Here is a 16868-nt window from a genome sequence, read left to right as displayed (position 1 = left end):
TAAAATTGAATCACGCCCAATCCCGATAAATAGAAAGTTCATCTACCCTCATTTCAAAAGGTACTACTTGACTCTCTGGCGGACAAACACGGATTTTAGCACTGCTGACAATTTCATATAGTAATGTCCCCATTGGCACAATTTGTTGCAAAATACGCCAATTAGTAACTTGATCGGGACATTCAATTACCAATGTTAGAGCATTGGTATGAGTTGTGACATACCATCGACAATTAGATAGAAGATTTTGAATGGTGCGATCGCAAGCGTCATAAAAGTATTTACTAATAGAATCCTCTAATTGCTGTCGCAGTATAATATCTGCTGATGTCGGTTGCATAGGATGTGAGTCATCACCATTACAGTAATACGTCTTTCTAGGCATCTCTCTTTAGCTTCCTACTTATCTTCCAATTACCATTCCATAAAGTACATCTTTATTTGTTTCTAATAATTCCTGGGTTTCATCATCATAATAAGCACCAATTCCACTACACTGAATTCCCAAATAATTACTAGTTAAATAAAGTCTCTGTCCTATAAAACCAGCTATTTGCATAGCAGTTTGATAATTTAAATAATCAGACACAAAAAATAAAGTTACAGCGCTATCTTTAGCAATAGCCTGATTAATGCATAAGTAACCTGTCTTTTCACTAAAATTACCCGTCTTAACTAGATACGTACCTTTATATAACCCAGGTATCATTCCCTCTACTCGATGCACCACTGAGTAAATTTCTATTTGCTCATAGTTTTCTGTCGGTATTGACTGCTCAAGTTGCTGTACTATATATAAATAATCTTCTTGAGAAATAGACTCTTTCCGGAAACGTCTAATAGAACGTCTATTCCAAACAGTTTGATAAAATTTATCTTTGTCAAAGTCAAACTTGGGCTGTGCTAGTTTCTGCTGGCGGCTCTTTTGTACAGCCGTGGCTTGATAGCTATCTTCAATAAATTGATTAGATTCAAAATAATCAGTACCACAGACAAAAGGAACTTTCAGCCTTAAGCGTCTGATTTTCTTGTCTTGTAGTTCTCCTGACACCGCACAAGCAGTAATAAACTCCTTATTCTCAAATCCCAAATTTGAATTGAGAGCGAATTTATCAAAGTCGAAAATTAGTTGGATATCTCGGTTGTGGAGATAAGCTGAAGCTGCAATTGCACCTAAATGATGCCCGCTATCTAATAAGCAATATCTCATGCTTCTATTTTGATATTTCCAGCTAGACCTATAATAAACACAACTAATTAAAAAAATGAATCCGTTGATACTTTTACCTGGTATAATATAACTTTCTAAACCATCATCAATTAATTCATAGATGAGAGTTAGATAATTATTCTCAACTTCTAGATGATATATACCATCTACTATTCCCTCAATACTGCGAACTTGTACGTAAACTTCCGTGGGGTACAAAGCGCCTGCTGATGGATTCACTCGCAGTTTTAATGGGTCATCTTTATACACTTTTTCCAGGGTTATCGTACTGGTTAATGAGATAAAAGAATGGACAGGATTATTGAGATTTAATTTCACTCTCCGATAAAATTTGGGATAAACTTTAAATGGAGATGGCTGTATTGAGGGATCTACATAATTTGGATCAATTTGTACAGATAAGTAAGAATGCTTGGTAGCGTCATGATGGACTCTACCCGATATTTGACTTTGTAGCATTTTGAAGTATCCTTAAAACTTCTACGTTACTCGCAAAATCGATAGCTTTATAGTCGTCTAAGTTTTTCAAATTTAAGTTAGGATGATGCTGTAAAAGTAACTTGACGACTTCTATCTTTCCGGCTGATGCTGCATACATTAAAACAGTTGCACCGTTATCATTTTGGTTGTTAATGTTAATGTTGACAGCCAGCAATAAATTAATTAAATCGTAATGATTACCAAAACAAGCAAACCACAAAGCATTGTTGCGATCACTATTTCGAGCATTGATATCCACACCTGCATTAATCAGTTCTTTGACGACTACATAAACTCCCTCTCTTGTAGCTTTCATCAAAGCTGTATCGCCATTTTCACCTGGCTGATTTAAATTCCCAAGACTATAGCCTTTTGCTATTAGCCATTGGGTTGTTTCTGCACTCAAATCTTGTTTGCTTGCCCAATTCATAAATATTCCTCTATCTTCTATAAAATTCCGAATTCATTCTTAAAATTTCAGCTAAGTAGAGCTGAAAATGCGGTCTTCTACCTACAGCCCTACGGGCATCCTACGGCGGGCGCTAGCGAGTCCGTAAACGTCTGGAATTTCCCCAATAGGAGCAATTTTCTAAGATAGACGTAGCATTCTGCATCCGCAGTAAAGGCGTACTAAAGCATTGAATTTAAGATAAATATAACTAACTAGATTAAGACCTATAAAAATTTTTGAAACAAATAATTAAAAGATGGTGTAGCTATGGTCGTTTTATATATATTATCATGTACATAAGTTTAAATTATTAATCATTTATAATGATTTCCAGATATTTTTCTTAAAAAAGCTTGAAAAACGCAGAAAAAGCAGTAATTTTTACATTTTTATTTCATAAGATAGACTGATAAAATATATGTCATAAATGAAATAGCCACAAAGTCTGTGGAAAATATGGAACTATAAATATAGTTTTTGTATTTAAAATAGATATATCTACTAAAAAATCTTGAAATACAGTTAAAATGCAGTATTTTTTACAATTTTATTTCATCCTCTAGACTAATAGCAAATAGCTGATAGAACTTTTGGGTAAATAGTTGCTAGCAATTAACTTACCTAGTTTAAATAAAAAAATTTGATTATTAGTCAGTTGGTGATGTTACTAAATACTAGCAATATCTATAATATTAAACGCCTGCCATATTCACCATTAACACCTGAAAAGGCTTAAACTTGATGTAACATTTCCATTGAATATTGTGTTTAATAAAACCGATATCTGACGTTGATATTTACTTTAGTATCTAACAGTTATTAAGAAATATCAAACATTTTCCTTTTTTTAAAAAAATTTGCTAGTCTATTTAAGTATTAAGTTAAAGTACAGACAAAAAATGGAAATTAGCGCTCGAAATTCTTTTAAAGGAACTGTAAAAAAAGTTGTGCATGGTTCAGTAAATAGTGAGATAACTTTAGAACTGGCACCAGGAGTAGAGTTAGTGTCAATAATCACAAAATCATCAGCGGAAAAGCTGGGACTTGTAGAAGGTAAGCGGGCTTATGCTGTGATTAAATCATCAGATGTGATAGTTGCTATTGATTAAAAAATAGGCCAGTTGCCTTTTCTTGCAAGCGGCTCTATCTCTAATACCAAATTGCATTCATATCTATAAATTGAGTGACCTCACTCCTGCAATTAATTAGAAAAGGAGTGAGGTCACGTCGCTTCTTTAGGAGACACTGCGCGTAGCAAGATCCCCAAAGGGGTACGCTCCGAATTCAAAATTCCAAATTTAAAATTCAAACATTTTTAATCCCCATAAATAAATTTAGGCGATGCACTGAGCGTAGCCGTAAAGCCTGCGGCATAGCTACGCTTAGGGCGCAGCCTAAGAAGAGAAGGGCGCAGTCGAAGTAGCCTACGTGGGCTTGTATTATAAGTCTTTGTCGGTCAACCGATTTTGGATTTTGGATTGACCCCATGCATTAATGCTCTTTCTTGGATAATGAAATTTTTTAATTTTCACTCGCGTCTGAAGTCGGGGGCTTGAAACCTTTTTTTAGATTCTGATTTTAATTTAATCTAAAATCTAAAATTGTCTTGATCAAGAGGTCTATTATATAGTCTTTAATTAATTCAATTATCAATAATGCGGACAAAAATAGCGTAAATAATTTCCATATTTAGTGCTAAAAATGTATTTTTTACTTTGATAAATTATGAATAAAAGCTTTGTTATAAAATGATATTACTTACTGATATTTAATCAATTAGTATCAGTTTTTCAATATTATTTAATCCTGAATTTAACAGAAAGCGACGATTACTCGCTCTCCCTTTATCAATAATTCTAACAAACAGCCACTCACACTAAAGCGGGAAAACATTTGAATTAGAAATTAGTAATTGTGAAGGGAAGAAGGAAGTATATTTTCATCCTTCATCCTTCATCTTTTATTTAGTTGCCAAAGGTAGCAACAAAAGTAATAGTTTAGACGAGATAAGGTTCTTGATGTGTCTTAATTGTGCAATTAGAACGAGGATAAGTAACACAAAGTAGAGCGAATCCTTTAGAAATCTGTTCGTCATCTAAGAAGTTTTGATCTTCTTGATCAATTTCACCTTCAACGACCTTGCCAACACAACTAGAGCAAGAACCTGCTTGACAAGAAGCCGGCAAGTCAATATCGTTTTCGTGCGCTGCGTCCAAGATGGTAGTCTCTTCGTCAACTTCAATTGTGGTGTCGAGGTCTTCTTTTTTGTTGATTAATCTAACTTGGTAGGTAGCCATTTTCCGATTCTCCTCAAACGTTATATAGTTGGTCTAATTTACGAAGTTTTTGAGCAACCTATCCTACTTTTTGCTTCCCTTCTTATTACAGAGATGCTACGTCTAGTCGGCTTCTCTATAGGGGTAAGGGATGCAACGCTAACCAGAAGCCACCTCAAGGGCAGTTATGAGAAACTGCGCGGAGTGCGTCTATAAGAAGCCTCTACAATTAGACTTGGCGTTAATGGAAAGATGTTAGCTGCAAGGTACACCAGTAGGTCTACTGTCGCCTGCTTTGAGGGACTTTCCACAACCACCGCAGTTATCAGTTGCATTGGGGTTGATGAACTTAAAACCGCTTTCCATCACTCCCTCAACGAAGTCAACCACAACTTCGTCTAGTAACGGCGCACTTTTGGCATCAACGTAAATCAGCACTTTGCCTTGCTGGGTTACTAAATCATCTGGTTGGGGCTTGCTGGTGATGTCCATCGCATATTCATAGCCACTGCAACCACCATTTTTTACAGAGATGCGGACACCTTTAGTTGCGCCATTAGCGTCGGGTGCGGAACCTCCGAGCAATGCCCGCAGATGAAATTCTGCTTTTTCTGATAAAGTAACGGTCATCAGGTCTCCTGATTTATAGCGATTATTTGTTCTGATTTCAGGTGTGGGTTGTCCTCTGTTGAAAAGTTTTGATCCGAGGAAGCCTCTCTACGAGACGCTCCGCGAACGGCTCAAACTTTTCGCTTTGTCAGTTGTCCTCTGTTACAAAGTTAAGCCACTGCGTTGGACGGGTCTCCCGGCTTGAAGCAAGTGGCGTCTGATGCCTTCTCTACCTTGGGCTGCGCCCTAAGCGTAGCTATGCCGCAGGCTTTACCAGACCCTCTTGCGTTCGCTTAGAGCGAGTCCGCGTACCCCTTCGGGGAAGCTAGCTACGCGCAGCGTCTTGTAGAGAGCGTCGGAAACCTCCGCTCAACGCCAGTTCCTTTAAGTAGGGGAACCCCACCAACGGACTGGCTCGACTTTGCGCTTTGTTCTTTGTTATTGACTAATGACTAATGACAAAAATCAACTATTTTGTGCAATACCCGTGGGTTCCATCGAATTGGATTGCGCTTGTCTCCAAGGCGCACTATTACCGCATACTGGACAAGAGCGATCGCGGTGAGAACGGCGTTTAGCAAATTCCATCCGATTCAGGTCGATTGTCAATAATTGCGACAATAGAGGCTGACTAAACCCGGTGATCAGCTTGATCGCCTCCAGCGCCGTTAGACAAGCTAGTGTCCCTGAGACAGCGCCTAGAACTGAAAAGCCGCGCCGATCCCAATCAGGCTTTTCTGGAAACAGACAAGACAAACAAGGAGTCACACCAGGAATAATTGTCGTCAGGTAAGCCTCCATCCCGTCCATTGCGGCTTCTACCATTGGCTTACGCCAGCGCACACAGGCTTCATTTAACAAATTGCGCTCTGTAAAGTTGTGGGCGCAATCAAGAGCCATATCAGCGGACTGCACTAACGAGTCTACATTTTCTGGGGTAATGTAATCGTGAACAGTTTCCACTTGGACATCAGGATTAATCCCGTCCAGAGTTTCTTTAGCTTTGAATACCCTTGGCTTACCTACCCAATCATCGGTCATCAGAACCTGGCGATTCATATCATCCAGCCGCAAGTCACCACCCCGGACTAGGATTAACCGCCCAACGCCCGCTACTGCTAAGTAAAGCGCCGCCGTACCGCCTAATCCTCCCACACCTGTAACCAGAACTGTCGCTGACTTCAGGCGCTTCTGTGCTGTTTCGCCAAAATTCGGAAGCATCATTTGGCGACGATAGCGTTCTAATTCGGTAGGCGTCAGGTTAACCAATTTATACCTCCTAATCAGAAGTGATTTCTGTCAGTGTGACTACATTTTTCGGCTTATCGTTAAACACTTTGAACAGCTTTTGTTCGTGCGGTGTTGATTCGATAAATACCTGATAGGCTTTTTGCAATGCCAAAGAATATTGATTTAGCCTCTCTTCTTGACTTAAGTCAGCAGAATTATCATCAATTTCTTGGATGTATTGAGAAAATTTTTTCAAAATATGTAGACGATTTACATTTACAACTTCTAAATCGTAGGGCAGGTTAAAGAATTTAAAAAATTCTTCTGCATCTACGAGCTGCTTGAATTCATTAATAGTTCCAGTCATTTAGCGTTCTCCAATTTTTTCAGATGTTGCTTAAGTTCATCTAACTGGCGAAAGATTTCATAAGTTGCAGCTGCAACATCCATAAGTTGTTTGTAATCTGTTGGCAGACCTTCAGCTAAATCATGCAGATCCATTTTCATTTGACCTGCTTTGCTGTTAAGCCGTCTGATTTGTCCTTGTAGTTCCTCAATACTTGTTTCTTCTGCTTGCACAATCAGCCACTCCTTTTCTACAAGTTAGGAGTTAGAAGTTATGAGTGATGAATTATAAATTAGTAATTGTAAATCCTGAATTATCAGTTAAGAGTTAGGTTAACTCCTCACTCCTAACTCCTCACTCCTAACTCCTTACAGTTTGCCAACTTCCGAAAAACGATTCGCCAAATCAATGCCTTTTTTGACGTAGCTTTCTCCCTCTTGAGCTAATTTTTCCAGCGAGTCAAAGCCAAAGCGTTGAGCATCTCGTAAGGTTTTTACAGTTAGCAAAAGACGACCAGAAAAAACTAGCGCCCAGCCAAATCCTTCATGACTTAAATCAACTACAACCTGGGATATCAAACCTGTTTCCTGTTCAATCCCAGCAGCTACAGCTCGAAAAAATGCCATAATCCGAGCTTGAGTTATCGGATCAACTTCGCCCTCAATGGAGATTTCCCGTTTCTTTTGTTTGCTGACAATAAAGGGTTTGAGAATTAACTCATCCGACCAACTACGATAAACTCCATAACTGTCTTGACCACGGATTTGTTTGATTAATACCTTAAGGAAAGGCGAGTTCAAGACTTCAGTTGTAGCAGTTCCGTTAACACTATTATTTGTGGTCATACTGTTGCTTCATTTTCAACTTCATCGGCAAAATTTGTGGATTTTTGCTGTAAAGCTTTACGCAACCAAGGTGGAGGATTCCCTTTGAGGGTTTTTACTAGCTTGTTTAGCACTTCACTAACTTCTTCTTCTTCCGATCGCGCCTTCACTGGGGTGACCCCTTTCTTGATTAACCGAGCAGCGGCGCTCCCGCCAATTGCTAAAACATAAATAATTGTGCAGTCAGCTAATGCTTCAATTTTTGGTGCGAGTTTACTCTCATTATTCTCTTCTTGGATTTCATAATTAAATTTGATAGTTTCTAAAAAGTGATATCCTTCATTTGAAATTTCATAAACATCAATTTTTTCTGACCCTCCAAAGTGAGTATTAATATGAACTCCGTCATTTGTCGTAAAGGCAATTTTCATCCTGCTTTGTCCTTTGTCAGTTGTTAGTTGTCAATTGTTAGTTGTCAGTTGCTAATGACTAGTGACTACTGACGAATGACTATTGTACAGACGCGATTAATCATTGTACAGACGCGATTAATCGCGTCTGTACTAATAACTCTTCTTGTTCTAAAAACAAGTTGCCGATGCCAAACAAAAGTTCTATTGTGCCTCGATAGCCAACTTTGGTAAACTGGCCATTACCTAAGCGGTCATAAATGGGCAGTCCTTGACGATAAAGAGGAATTGAGAGCCGTTTAGCGATCGCACTGACATTCGAGTTACCAATCAGCAAATCAGAACCGTCTACTAAACTCTCAAAGTCTTCCAAATCACCAATGGTGACGCTTTTTATCGGGAGTTTCTCCAAGAGGTGCGATCGCGTGGTTGTCACCGCCCCATGAATCTGTGCTCCCATCGATTGCAGGAAATGCACTGTTGACCACAACAAATCTGGTTCCAGCGCTAGAGAAACTCGTTTTGCACCGAAGTAAAAGTGCGTGTCCAACATTGCATCTTGCAACTGACGGCGTTGGCGGCGGTATTTTTCGGGTACGCTGTTACCACTTAGAAACGCCAATGCTTGGATAAATTCATCTACTGGTTCTAATCCCGTCAGTTCGCCAAACACCTCATAAGGTGTGTCAAACCGTTCTTCTAGAATCTTTGCAGCATCCCGCATACTTTCACCCAATGCCAGGGTGAAAGCAGAACTACCTACTTCTCGTAGCTGTTTTAAAGTAGTCCCACTGACTGTAACCGCACTATAACCATCCTCTAAGTGTCCATCTAGAGAAGCGCCAAGGTCAGGTACAAAGATGGGCACTAGTCCAAAGGCTGTGACCATCTCTTTGATTTCTTGTACATCTCCTGGTGTGAAGGCAGAACCAGCTAAAACCGTGACTTGTTCACTTTTGATTTCACCTGGTTGAGGAATTTCCTTAACTATGCTTTCCACAGCAACAGCAAAGCCATCTTGCAACGCACCTTTAAAATCTGGGGTGGGTGCAAAAACGATCGTCAAATCATTCAATTCTGGATGGCGATCGCGGATTTCCTTAATAAATCCTTCAATGTCATCGCCTCTGGTTTCCGTTAACCCAGTGGAACATAAACCAATAATTTCTGGGTTAGCCTTTTCTACCAAGGTGAGAATTGCTTCTTCCACATTCTCTTCACCACCCAAGATAGTGGTGACTTCCGTCATCGCTGTCGTAGCGAGGGGAATCGCTTCCCGGAAATGCCGCACTAGGACAACTTTGGCGAAAGCAGTACAACCTTGAGAACCGTGGAATAAGGGCATCATCCCTTTCAATCCCAAAAAGGCTAAGGTTGCACCCAAAGCTTGACTTTGCTTGAGGGGATTAACTGTCAGTGCTTTGTTAGGAACGTTAACGATCGCCATTACAATACCTCCTCATTCCACAGGGCGGACTTTCTCGTTCTCGTTCCCTGACTTTGCTGGGGAATGCTGACAGTGAGGCTCTGCCTCATCTGCTCTAAAAAGAAAGCAGAGCCTTCAGGAATGCGTTCCCAGCCTGAGTCTGGGAACGAGAGTACAGCCACCATTAAACTGCCTCCTCTTCCCAAGGAGCGGGCTTACGTATTTGTTCCCAAATGGGGCTATAGAGAGCTTCGTACAGTTCCCGCGCCATCTCAATCATTCCCACATAACCTGCATAAGGATGGTGGCGTTCTTGGTTGATATCAAGGAAAGGAATTCGAGCTTTCAAAGCTGTGTATTGGTTGCGTCCACCAGCAATCAGCATATCTGCTTTGGTGTCTTTAACCACTTGTAGCAGTTCTTTAGCGTTGCCCTTCTCCAACATGATGCCATCGTTGCCGAGCAACTTTTTGATTTTGGCTTTATCTTCTTCAGTACTTTTTCGAGTACTGGTAGCAACAACTTCAATACCCAAGTCTCTAGCTGCTGAGATAATCGACCAACTCTTGACACCACCAGTATACAAAACAACCCGTTTACCTTTGAGTCGAGCGCGATAAGGAGCCAATGCCAAATCTAAAGCAGCTGTTTCTTCTGCAATTAGCTTTTCTGTGCGCTCCTGTAAATCAGCGTCACCTAATTTGGCAGCGATGTTTCGCAGACAGCGATTCATATCATCGATGCCGTAGAAAGACTCTTCAATGTAGGGGATGTTGTAACGCTCCTCCATCTTTCTTGCCATATTCAGCAACGCTTTTGAGCAGATCATGACGTTGAGCTTGGCGCGGTGGGCGTAGCGAATTTCATCGTAGCGAGCATCGCCCGTAATTTTAGACAAAATCCGGATGCCTAATTTTTCTAACAGTGGTGTTACTCCCCACATTTCTCCGGCGATGTTGTATTCACCGATTAAGTTAATATCATAAGGCGTTGTATGTTCCGGTTCTGCTGTGCCGACAACATATTCCAACAAAGATTCACCGCCAAAACGGTTGCCGAGATTTTTACTGCCAATGAATCCTGGGGCAATGACGGGAATAACAGGAATACCAATTTTTTCAGCTGCCGCTTTGCAGACAGCATCCATATCATCGCCAATTAGGGCTGTAACGCAAGTGGCGTAGACGAATACTGCTGCTGGTTGATAGCGCTCTTTGAGTTCCAGAATCGCTTTGTAGAGTTTCTTTTCGCCACCGAAGATGACATCATTTTCACCCAAGTCAGTGGTAAAGCCCATTTTGTAGAGTTGCGGGCCAGACGACAGACTACCACGACTACCCCAGGAATTACCAGCACAAGCGATCGGCCCGTGGACTAAATGAGCAGCATCTGCGATCGGCACTAGGGAAATCATTGCACCATCAAAGGCACAGCCTCCTTGAGCCGCGCCAGGTTGTGCCTGTTGAGCGCATGACTTGTTTTTCTTTTCGGATTGTTTGTGCTGATTATGTTCGCATCCTGTCTCAGTCAGCAGCTCGTTGATTTTGCTTTGGGTGATTTTCATCTCTCTTTTCGTGTTCGATGGAAGTTTTCTTTGCCATTTGTCCTCTCTTACAAAGTTCTGTTCGCCCTTGGCGTTGCCGCAGGCATCGGAGGAAACCTCCGCTCCGACTTTGCGCTTTGTCCGTTGTCATTTGTCCTTTGTCAGAATGACTAATGACTAATGACCAACGACCAATGACTAATGACTAATAATTAGCAAATGTATTTTTTGACATCCTCTCCACATACATCGGCGAGGTAAGATAAAGCTCGGAAACGCAATCCTACAAATTCGTCATATAAAGGATTGAGTTTACACAGTGCTGGGATATCAATAGACCGCCCGAATAATTTAATTTGTCGCTCAAAGGGACAACAACAAGGAATTGTTTGGCAAATTAGATGAGCGATGCGATTATTTTTAACCTGAATTCCATCCACTACACGGCGTAATGGATTAAGAAGATTGTTGAACTTCCCTGGTTTTTTATAGTTAGGTGGATGGTAATTAAGATGAGTGTGAGTGTGTTCGTGAGTGTGATTGATGGTTTCCATTTATAGACACCTCAGGTAAATGCTAGAAAGAAAAAGGGAAGTTGGGGATTGGGGATTGGGGATTGGGGATTGGGTTTGGATATTTCCCTACTCCCTACTCCCTAGTCCCTACTCCCCTTCTTCGCCCTTAATTAAGACGTTGTGTTTCTACGCAATTTCTAACGAATCAAATCGTAGGAAATATCTGTCTTAGAAGGAATGTTGGTGTTGCGATCAATTTCTTCAAACAGGGTGTTTACAGTCCAGTTGAGGAGGTTGATTACACCTTGATAACCAATGGTGGCGTAACGGTGTAAGTGGTGACGATCCATGATCGGGTAGCCGATTCTCACGAGGGGAATCTTGGTGTCGCGCCACAGGTACTTACCGTAGGTGTTACCAACCAGGAAGTCTACTGGTTCGGTGAACAACAGCGATCGCATGTGCCACAAGTCTTTACCAGGCCAAACAGTTGCATTCTTACCGAAGGGGCTAGAAGCAAGCAGTTCTTTCATTTCTGCTTCAAATACTTCGTTGCTGTTGTGAACCAAGATATGCACAGGTTCAGCACCCATTTCTAGCATAAAGCCAACTACGCAGTATACTAAATCTGGTTCGCCGTAGATAGCAAAGCGCTTGCCGTGAATCCATGAGTGGGAGTCAGTCATGGCATCAACTGCCTGACCACGTTCAATTTCCAATTGTTCAGGAATGGGTATACCACTCAGTTCGCTGAGTTTCATCAAGAACTCATCAGTACCCTTAATACCCCAAGGACGGGAAACTGAGGTTGGTTGTTTCCACTCTTTTTCGATGTACTCGCGGGTTTTGGAGGTAGAGTGTGCTTGCAGAGCAATTGTAGCTTTAGCATTAATTGAATCTGCTCCATCTTCTAGCTTTGTTCCACCTGGATACATATTGAACTCACCTGTATTTGGTGAATCCAGGTAGTCGCTGTTGTCAGCTAGAATTGTGTAATCAAAGCCGAACAAGGAAGCAATCCGCTTGATTTCGCGGTTGTTGCCTACGTAGGTGTCAAAACCTGGGATGAAGTTGATTTTACCATTGCTGGTTTCTTTCTTATGACCTGCGGTCAAGTTAGAAAGAATTCCCTTCATCATGTTGTCGTAACCAGTGATGTGGGAACCAACAAAGCTAGGAGTGTGAGCGTAAGGTACTGGGAAATCTTGAGGAACTGAACCAGCTTGTTTAGCGTTGTTGATGAAGGCTTGTAAGTCATCCCCAATTACTTCTGCCATACAGGTGGTGCAGACAGCGATCATCTTGGGCTTGTAGAGTTGGTAAGAGTTCGCCAAGCCGTCAATCATGTTTTGCAGACCACCAAACACGGCTGCATCTTCAGTCATTGAAGAAGATACACCAGAGAATGGTTCTTTGTAGTGACGGGTTAAGTGGGTACGGAAGTAAGCAACGCAACCTTGAGAACCTTGAACAAAAGGTAGAGTGCCTTCAAAACCAACAGCAGCAAAGATTGCTCCCAATGGTTGACAACCTTTTGCAGGGTTGACGGTTAAAGCTTCACGCGCGAAGTTTTTTTCACGATAATCCCAACCCTTCGTCCATTCTGCAACCCGTTGTACTTCTTCGGCTTCGTGACCATTTTCAAACTGCTTTTTGTTTTCAAATAGCTGTTTGTACTCCGGTTGGTGGAATAACTCTACGTGGTCTTGAATTTTTTCGGGATTCTGAGGCATTTCTGGATCTCCAAGCTTATTGAATTCTTTACTGATTGAGGAATAAGGATTTGAGGTGGAAGAGACGTGATTAATCCGGAACAGACGCGATTAATCGCGTCTCTACAAGGGAGGTGGGAATATGATTCAAAATTCAAAATGCAAAAATCAAAATTAATTTCTAATTTTTTAGTTTTGAATTTTGGATTCCCAACTCCCCCCTGGGGTTTTAGCCCCAGGTTATCCTTACTTATCTGTCTCTCCCATTTCCCTAAACGGCAGCCGTAGCCTTAGCTTCAGCCTTCTTAGCCTGAGCTTTTTCATTCCAAGGAGCGCCAATTAATGACCAAGTTGGGCTATTGAGTGCCAAGTCCATATCACGAGCGAAGATGGCGAAGCCGTCATAACCGTGATAAGGACCGGAGTAATCCTTTTTATGGTTTAATTCTTTTCAACAGCCTAATGTTTGCAGTAAACAGTGTCTGTTCTAAACATTGTTCATTGATAACACATTTATTTTTAGCCTAAATATAGGCTAAAAACACAGCGATGCATAATCAGGTTCAGGACTCACGCATCATCTAAATGTTGTCCTGAGCCAGGGCGATTAGAAATCGCACAGTGTTTGTGTTCATCTCTGCAATCACAGCAACAAAGAGCGCATGATCAGAACGAAAGTACTACTGGAATTAGAGAAAGTTAATCTGCGTTTGAAGTCTGCAAAAGCAAAGGTGACAATTAGAGAATCGAATGGAAGTCTGCAATTACGGGCGACGTTACCAATTAAACCGGGAGACAAAGATAGCAATGGTACTGGGAGAAAGCAATACAATCTCAGTTTGAATATTCCTGCTAACTTGGATGGACTGAAGACGGCTGAGGAAGAAGCTTATGAATTGGGAAAGTTAATCGCTCGTAAAACTTTTGAATGGAATGAGAAATATTTAGGAAATGAAGCAATTAGAAAAGAATTTAAGACAATAGGAGAATTACTCAAAGAATTTGAAACTGAGTATTTTAAAACTCATAAACGTACAACTAAAAGCGAGCATACTTTTTTTTATTACTTTTCCCGAACCAAGAGATTTACGAATCCCCAAGATTTAGCTAATGCTGAGAATTTGATCAGATCAGTAGAACAAATCGATAAAGAATGGGCTAAGTATAATGCAGCTAGAGCGATCGCTGCATTTTGCTTGACATTCAAAATTGAAATCGATTTATCTAAATATTCCAAAATGCCTGAGAATAATTACCGAAATATACCGACTGATGCGGAGATATCTGAAGGAATTATTAAATTTGAAGATTATCTTAATAGTAGAGGTAATCAAGTTAATCAAAATGTTCAAGATAGCTGGCAACTTTGGCGCTGGGCGTATGGAATGTTAGCCGTTTTTGGTTTACGCCCACGAGAACTGTTTATTAATCCTGATATTGATTGGTGGTTAAGTCAAGAAAATTTAGATGTGACATGGAAAGTTCATCAGGATTGCAAAACTGGTGAGAGACAGGCACTACCATTATATCGGCAATGGATCGATAACTTTGATTTGAGAAATCCTAAATATTTAGAGATGTTAAGAAGTGCGATCGCTAAAAAAGATAACACTAATCATGCAGAGATAACCGCATTAACACAGCGAGTTAGTTGGTGGTTTCGCAAAATTGGATTGGATTTTAAACCATACGATTTACGCCACGCTTGGGCAATTCGGGCGCATATTTTGGGAATACCAATCAAAGCGGCAGCGGATAATTTGGGGCATAGTGTGCAAGTTTATACGCAAACTTATCAGCGTTGGTTTTCGCTGGATATGCGGAAGTTGGCGATTAATCAAGCTTTGAGTAAGAGGAATGAAGTTGAGTTGATTAGAGAAGAGAATACTAAGTTGAGTATGGAGAATGATAAGTTGAGATTGGAGATTGAGAAGTTGAAAATGGAAATGGTTTATAAACAAAGTTAAGTTTACTGATAAATCATACCAGTTTTATATAATTTGCTATGATTTATGGGTGAAAAATCATCAAAATAAACCGATTAAGATATTTATGTCCGCTACTGACATTGGAACATTGATTGTTAAGTCACCTGAAACTCTAGGGGGTCGTCCCCGCATTGCTGGTACTAGAGTTTCTGTTCAACGCATCACAGCTTGGTACAAACTTGGGCTGAATGCAGAAGAAATTACTGAACGCATGGGAAATGTAAATCTCGTACAGGTTTATGCTGCTTTAACTTATTATCACGCTAATCGAGAGGAAATTGAGGCGTATATTTCTGCTGAAAAAGCAAATTACAAGCGATTAGCTACAGAAATGGAGCAAGCAATATGAGTCAAATTCGATTATTTATTGATGAAGACTCAATGGATCAGCGATTTCTCAAAGCATTGAGAGCGAGGGGAGTAGACGTTACAAGTGTTGGTGAGGTTGAAACTATCAGTTCTAGCGATAAGGAACAACTGACTTTAGCAACTGAACTGCAAAGAGTTTTATACACATTCAATGTTGGTGACTTTTGCCAGTTACATAGCATCCATATACAAGATAAACTAAGTCATGCAGGGATTATAATTTCATCGCAGGATTACTCCGATTGGTGAACAAATGCGAAGAGTACTCAAGTTGATGGCAGCTAAGTCAGCTGAAGAGATGATAAATCAATTGGTATTTCTCAGTGCTTATCCTGGAGAAATATAAATATAGTAGTGCGATCGCTAGTGTAGAAATTATCGCGGCAATTACCAGGCGATCGCATGATCTGAATAAAATATTTAGTGATTTTAAATTAGGTAACATTTCCCTTGAAATAAAATAAAGTTGAAGTTACTAGAGAGGAGGATGCAAAGTTGAGGATGCAGTTGGGTTATGAGATGAGTTAAATTTGATAAGAAAATTGATGTGGTGCGTTGCGTCTTGCAACAACGCATCCTACATCTACTTATCACCATAAGATTTACACGTATGCGTCTGTTTACAATATGTCCAAATACTGGTTCTTACAGCTACATTCCCACAGATGGTATATCCTTAAACCTTGTTGCTGGAGTTCCCTGTCTAACTCTTGGTTGTTATGCCTGGTGCAGTTCAGCACAGCAACCGAAAGATCCGAGCGTTAATATACTCCCTGTTACTCTTACAGAGTCAACAAAGAAAGAAATACAAGCTAAAGTTAATACCTTGCGCCAATATTATTTAAAATATGCTACTCTTCATAACAGTTCTCATGGTTTCAGCTTCCTTAAAGAAGAAGATACTTGTAATAACGAGCAAGACGTAGTTGTTTCTTTAGAGTTACCTTTGTCTGCTGCTCAACCATACTATGAATTTGAGGGTGATATAGATGTGGTACTAGGTGCATATGCAAAATACTATAATGAATCTTATGAAGTTGAAAAGGAAAATATTTTATGTTCTGCAATCATTAAAATGAGGGATGGGGCAAAGTTATCATTTACATATACGAATCGTTATGGACAAGGAATAGTTATTAAAGAAATGATGGGGCAAAAGTTTAGATTTGTTTGCTCTAACGGTCATTTGCTTAGGTTAGATGATTACAAATTCCAAGATTTCAAACTCAGCTAATTGCTTATTGAGTGCGATCGCATCCCTCCCGTAGTGTGCGTTGTCGCAAAATTTAACGCACGCTATCTCAAAGCCGCTTAATTTCCACGCAGCCTGATAAAATTTGTGGAAAGATAGAAATGTTGATTCATCTCCAGCATGACAATTATGAACGCCGTAGAGCTATTTCCTACCCTGCGAAATTTAACTCGTGCAGATAAACTGAAAGTTATGCAGTTTCTAAT

22 protein-coding genes and 1 pseudogene are annotated in these 16868 nt (G+C 40.4%); 6 read left to right on the top strand and 17 right to left on the bottom strand.

The features are described from left to right. Positions 1–10: 10 nt before the first annotated feature. Genes V7L29_RS08265 through V7L29_RS08255 form a run of 3 tightly spaced genes read right to left on the bottom strand, consistent with a single transcriptional unit; the run spans position 11 to position 2141 of the window. Complete coding sequence (locus tag V7L29_RS08265; RefSeq protein WP_334735125.1) at positions 11–385, bottom strand: hypothetical protein; 375 nt, start codon at positions 383–385, stop codon at positions 11–13. 18 nt (positions 386–403) lie between these two features. Beyond that, complete coding sequence (locus V7L29_RS08260) at positions 404–1690, bottom strand: SagB/ThcOx family dehydrogenase (protein ID WP_334735124.1); 1287 nt, start codon at positions 1688–1690, stop codon at positions 404–406. Further along, entirely contained in the window at positions 1665–2141 is a 477-nt protein-coding gene (locus V7L29_RS08255) for an ankyrin repeat domain-containing protein (RefSeq protein ID WP_334735123.1), read from the bottom strand. Before V7L29_RS08255 ends, V7L29_RS08260 begins: the two co-directional genes overlap by 26 nt. A gap of 920 nt (positions 2142–3061) precedes the next feature. Between V7L29_RS08255 and V7L29_RS08250 the strand changes: the two genes are divergently transcribed. Then, positions 3062–3271 carry a TOBE domain-containing protein gene (locus tag V7L29_RS08250; RefSeq protein ID WP_334690790.1) on the top strand — a complete coding sequence of 70 codons (210 nt, stop codon included), beginning with the start codon at positions 3062–3064 and terminating at the stop codon, positions 3269–3271. An 888-nt stretch (positions 3272–4159) separates the two neighbouring features. Here the strand turns inward: V7L29_RS08250 and V7L29_RS08245 are convergent. From V7L29_RS08245 to V7L29_RS35470, 14 genes and pseudogenes are all read right to left on the bottom strand, one after another. After that, positions 4160–4459 carry a 2Fe-2S iron-sulfur cluster-binding protein gene (locus V7L29_RS08245; protein WP_109012241.1) on the bottom strand — a complete coding sequence of 100 codons (300 nt, stop codon included), beginning with the start codon at positions 4457–4459 and terminating at the stop codon, positions 4160–4162. 234 nt (positions 4460–4693) lie between these two features. Continuing rightward, positions 4694–5068 (bottom strand): HesB/IscA family protein, encoded by a 375-nt coding sequence (locus tag V7L29_RS08240; RefSeq protein ID WP_334735122.1) that lies wholly within the window; start codon positions 5066–5068, stop codon positions 4694–4696. Between the two features lie 444 nt (positions 5069–5512). Continuing rightward, positions 5513–6316 carry a HesA/MoeB/ThiF family protein gene (locus V7L29_RS08235; RefSeq protein ID WP_334690788.1) on the bottom strand — a complete coding sequence of 268 codons (804 nt, stop codon included), beginning with the start codon at positions 6314–6316 and terminating at the stop codon, positions 5513–5515. Positions 6317–6326: 10 nt separating this feature from the next. After that, positions 6327–6644 carry a nitrogenase-stabilizing/protective protein NifW gene (gene nifW / locus V7L29_RS08230; protein ID WP_334690787.1) on the bottom strand — a complete coding sequence of 106 codons (318 nt, stop codon included), beginning with the start codon at positions 6642–6644 and terminating at the stop codon, positions 6327–6329. Next, entirely contained in the window at positions 6641–6856 is a 216-nt protein-coding gene (locus V7L29_RS08225) for a CCE_0567 family metalloprotein (RefSeq protein ID WP_334735121.1), read from the bottom strand. The genes nifW and V7L29_RS08225 overlap by 4 nt, the downstream gene beginning before the upstream one ends. Before the next feature lie 135 nt (positions 6857–6991). Beyond that, positions 6992–7468 carry a NifX-associated nitrogen fixation protein gene (locus V7L29_RS08220; RefSeq protein WP_334735120.1) on the bottom strand — a complete coding sequence of 159 codons (477 nt, stop codon included), beginning with the start codon at positions 7466–7468 and terminating at the stop codon, positions 6992–6994. Next, on the bottom strand, positions 7465–7878 hold the full coding sequence (gene nifX / locus V7L29_RS08215) for a nitrogen fixation protein NifX (RefSeq protein WP_334735119.1): 414 nt from the start codon (positions 7876–7878) through the stop codon (positions 7465–7467). Before nifX ends, V7L29_RS08220 begins: the two co-directional genes overlap by 4 nt. Positions 7879–7978: 100 nt before the next feature. Next, positions 7979–9304 (bottom strand): nitrogenase iron-molybdenum cofactor biosynthesis protein NifN, encoded by a 1326-nt coding sequence (gene nifN, locus V7L29_RS08210; RefSeq protein WP_334735118.1) that lies wholly within the window; start codon positions 9302–9304, stop codon positions 7979–7981. Continuing rightward, on the bottom strand, positions 9304–9468 hold the full coding sequence (locus V7L29_RS08205) for a hypothetical protein (RefSeq protein ID WP_334690782.1): 165 nt from the start codon (positions 9466–9468) through the stop codon (positions 9304–9306). Before V7L29_RS08205 ends, nifN begins: the two co-directional genes overlap by 1 nt. After that, positions 9468–10847 carry a nitrogenase iron-molybdenum cofactor biosynthesis protein NifE gene (gene nifE, locus V7L29_RS08200; RefSeq protein WP_334735117.1) on the bottom strand — a complete coding sequence of 460 codons (1380 nt, stop codon included), beginning with the start codon at positions 10845–10847 and terminating at the stop codon, positions 9468–9470. Before nifE ends, V7L29_RS08205 begins: the two co-directional genes overlap by 1 nt. Next, positions 10807–10977, bottom strand: coding sequence for a hypothetical protein (locus tag V7L29_RS08195; protein WP_334735116.1), 171 nt, complete (start codon positions 10975–10977; stop codon positions 10807–10809). The genes nifE and V7L29_RS08195 overlap by 41 nt, the downstream gene beginning before the upstream one ends. A 61-nt stretch (positions 10978–11038) precedes the next feature. Then, positions 11039–11380 (bottom strand): Mo-dependent nitrogenase C-terminal domain-containing protein, encoded by a 342-nt coding sequence (locus tag V7L29_RS08190; RefSeq protein WP_334690780.1) that lies wholly within the window; start codon positions 11378–11380, stop codon positions 11039–11041. Between the two features lie 158 nt (positions 11381–11538). Next, complete coding sequence (gene nifK, locus V7L29_RS08185) at positions 11539–13074, bottom strand: nitrogenase molybdenum-iron protein subunit beta (protein WP_334735115.1); 1536 nt, start codon at positions 13072–13074, stop codon at positions 11539–11541. Between the two features lie 250 nt (positions 13075–13324). Next, a pseudogene (locus V7L29_RS35470) lies at positions 13325–13492 on the bottom strand (nitrogenase molybdenum-iron protein alpha chain); the annotation flags it as partial. A gap of 223 nt (positions 13493–13715) precedes the next feature. On the opposite strand from V7L29_RS35470, the gene V7L29_RS08180 reads away from it, so the two are divergent. The 5 genes from V7L29_RS08180 (at position 13716) to V7L29_RS08160 (ending at position 16644) form a co-directional block, all read left to right on the top strand. Next, a complete protein-coding gene (locus V7L29_RS08180) occupies positions 13716–15020 on the top strand; it encodes a site-specific integrase (protein ID WP_442944152.1) in 1305 nt (434 codons plus the stop codon). A gap of 85 nt (positions 15021–15105) precedes the next feature. Next, positions 15106–15390 (top strand): DUF433 domain-containing protein, encoded by a 285-nt coding sequence (locus V7L29_RS08175; protein ID WP_334735114.1) that lies wholly within the window; start codon positions 15106–15108, stop codon positions 15388–15390. Continuing rightward, a complete protein-coding gene (locus V7L29_RS08170; RefSeq protein WP_334735113.1) occupies positions 15387–15659 on the top strand; it encodes a DUF5615 family PIN-like protein in 273 nt (90 codons plus the stop codon). Before V7L29_RS08175 ends, V7L29_RS08170 begins: the two co-directional genes overlap by 4 nt. 74 nt (positions 15660–15733) lie before the next feature. After that, positions 15734–15874, top strand: coding sequence for a hypothetical protein (locus V7L29_RS08165; RefSeq protein WP_334735112.1), 141 nt, complete (start codon positions 15734–15736; stop codon positions 15872–15874). A 146-nt stretch (positions 15875–16020) separates the two neighbouring features. Beyond that, positions 16021–16644: a hypothetical protein gene (locus V7L29_RS08160; RefSeq protein ID WP_334735111.1), complete on the top strand. Its 624-nt coding sequence runs from the start codon at positions 16021–16023 to the stop codon at positions 16642–16644. The last annotated feature ends 224 nt before the right edge of the window (positions 16645–16868 follow it).

The sequence above is a fragment of the Nostoc sp. genome (assembly GCF_036916575.1).
Taxonomy (GTDB): domain Bacteria; phylum Cyanobacteriota; class Cyanobacteriia; order Cyanobacteriales; family Nostocaceae; genus Nostoc.
The sequence above is the reverse complement of the archived record's forward strand: the minus strand, read 5'-3'. Positions and strand labels throughout refer to the sequence as shown.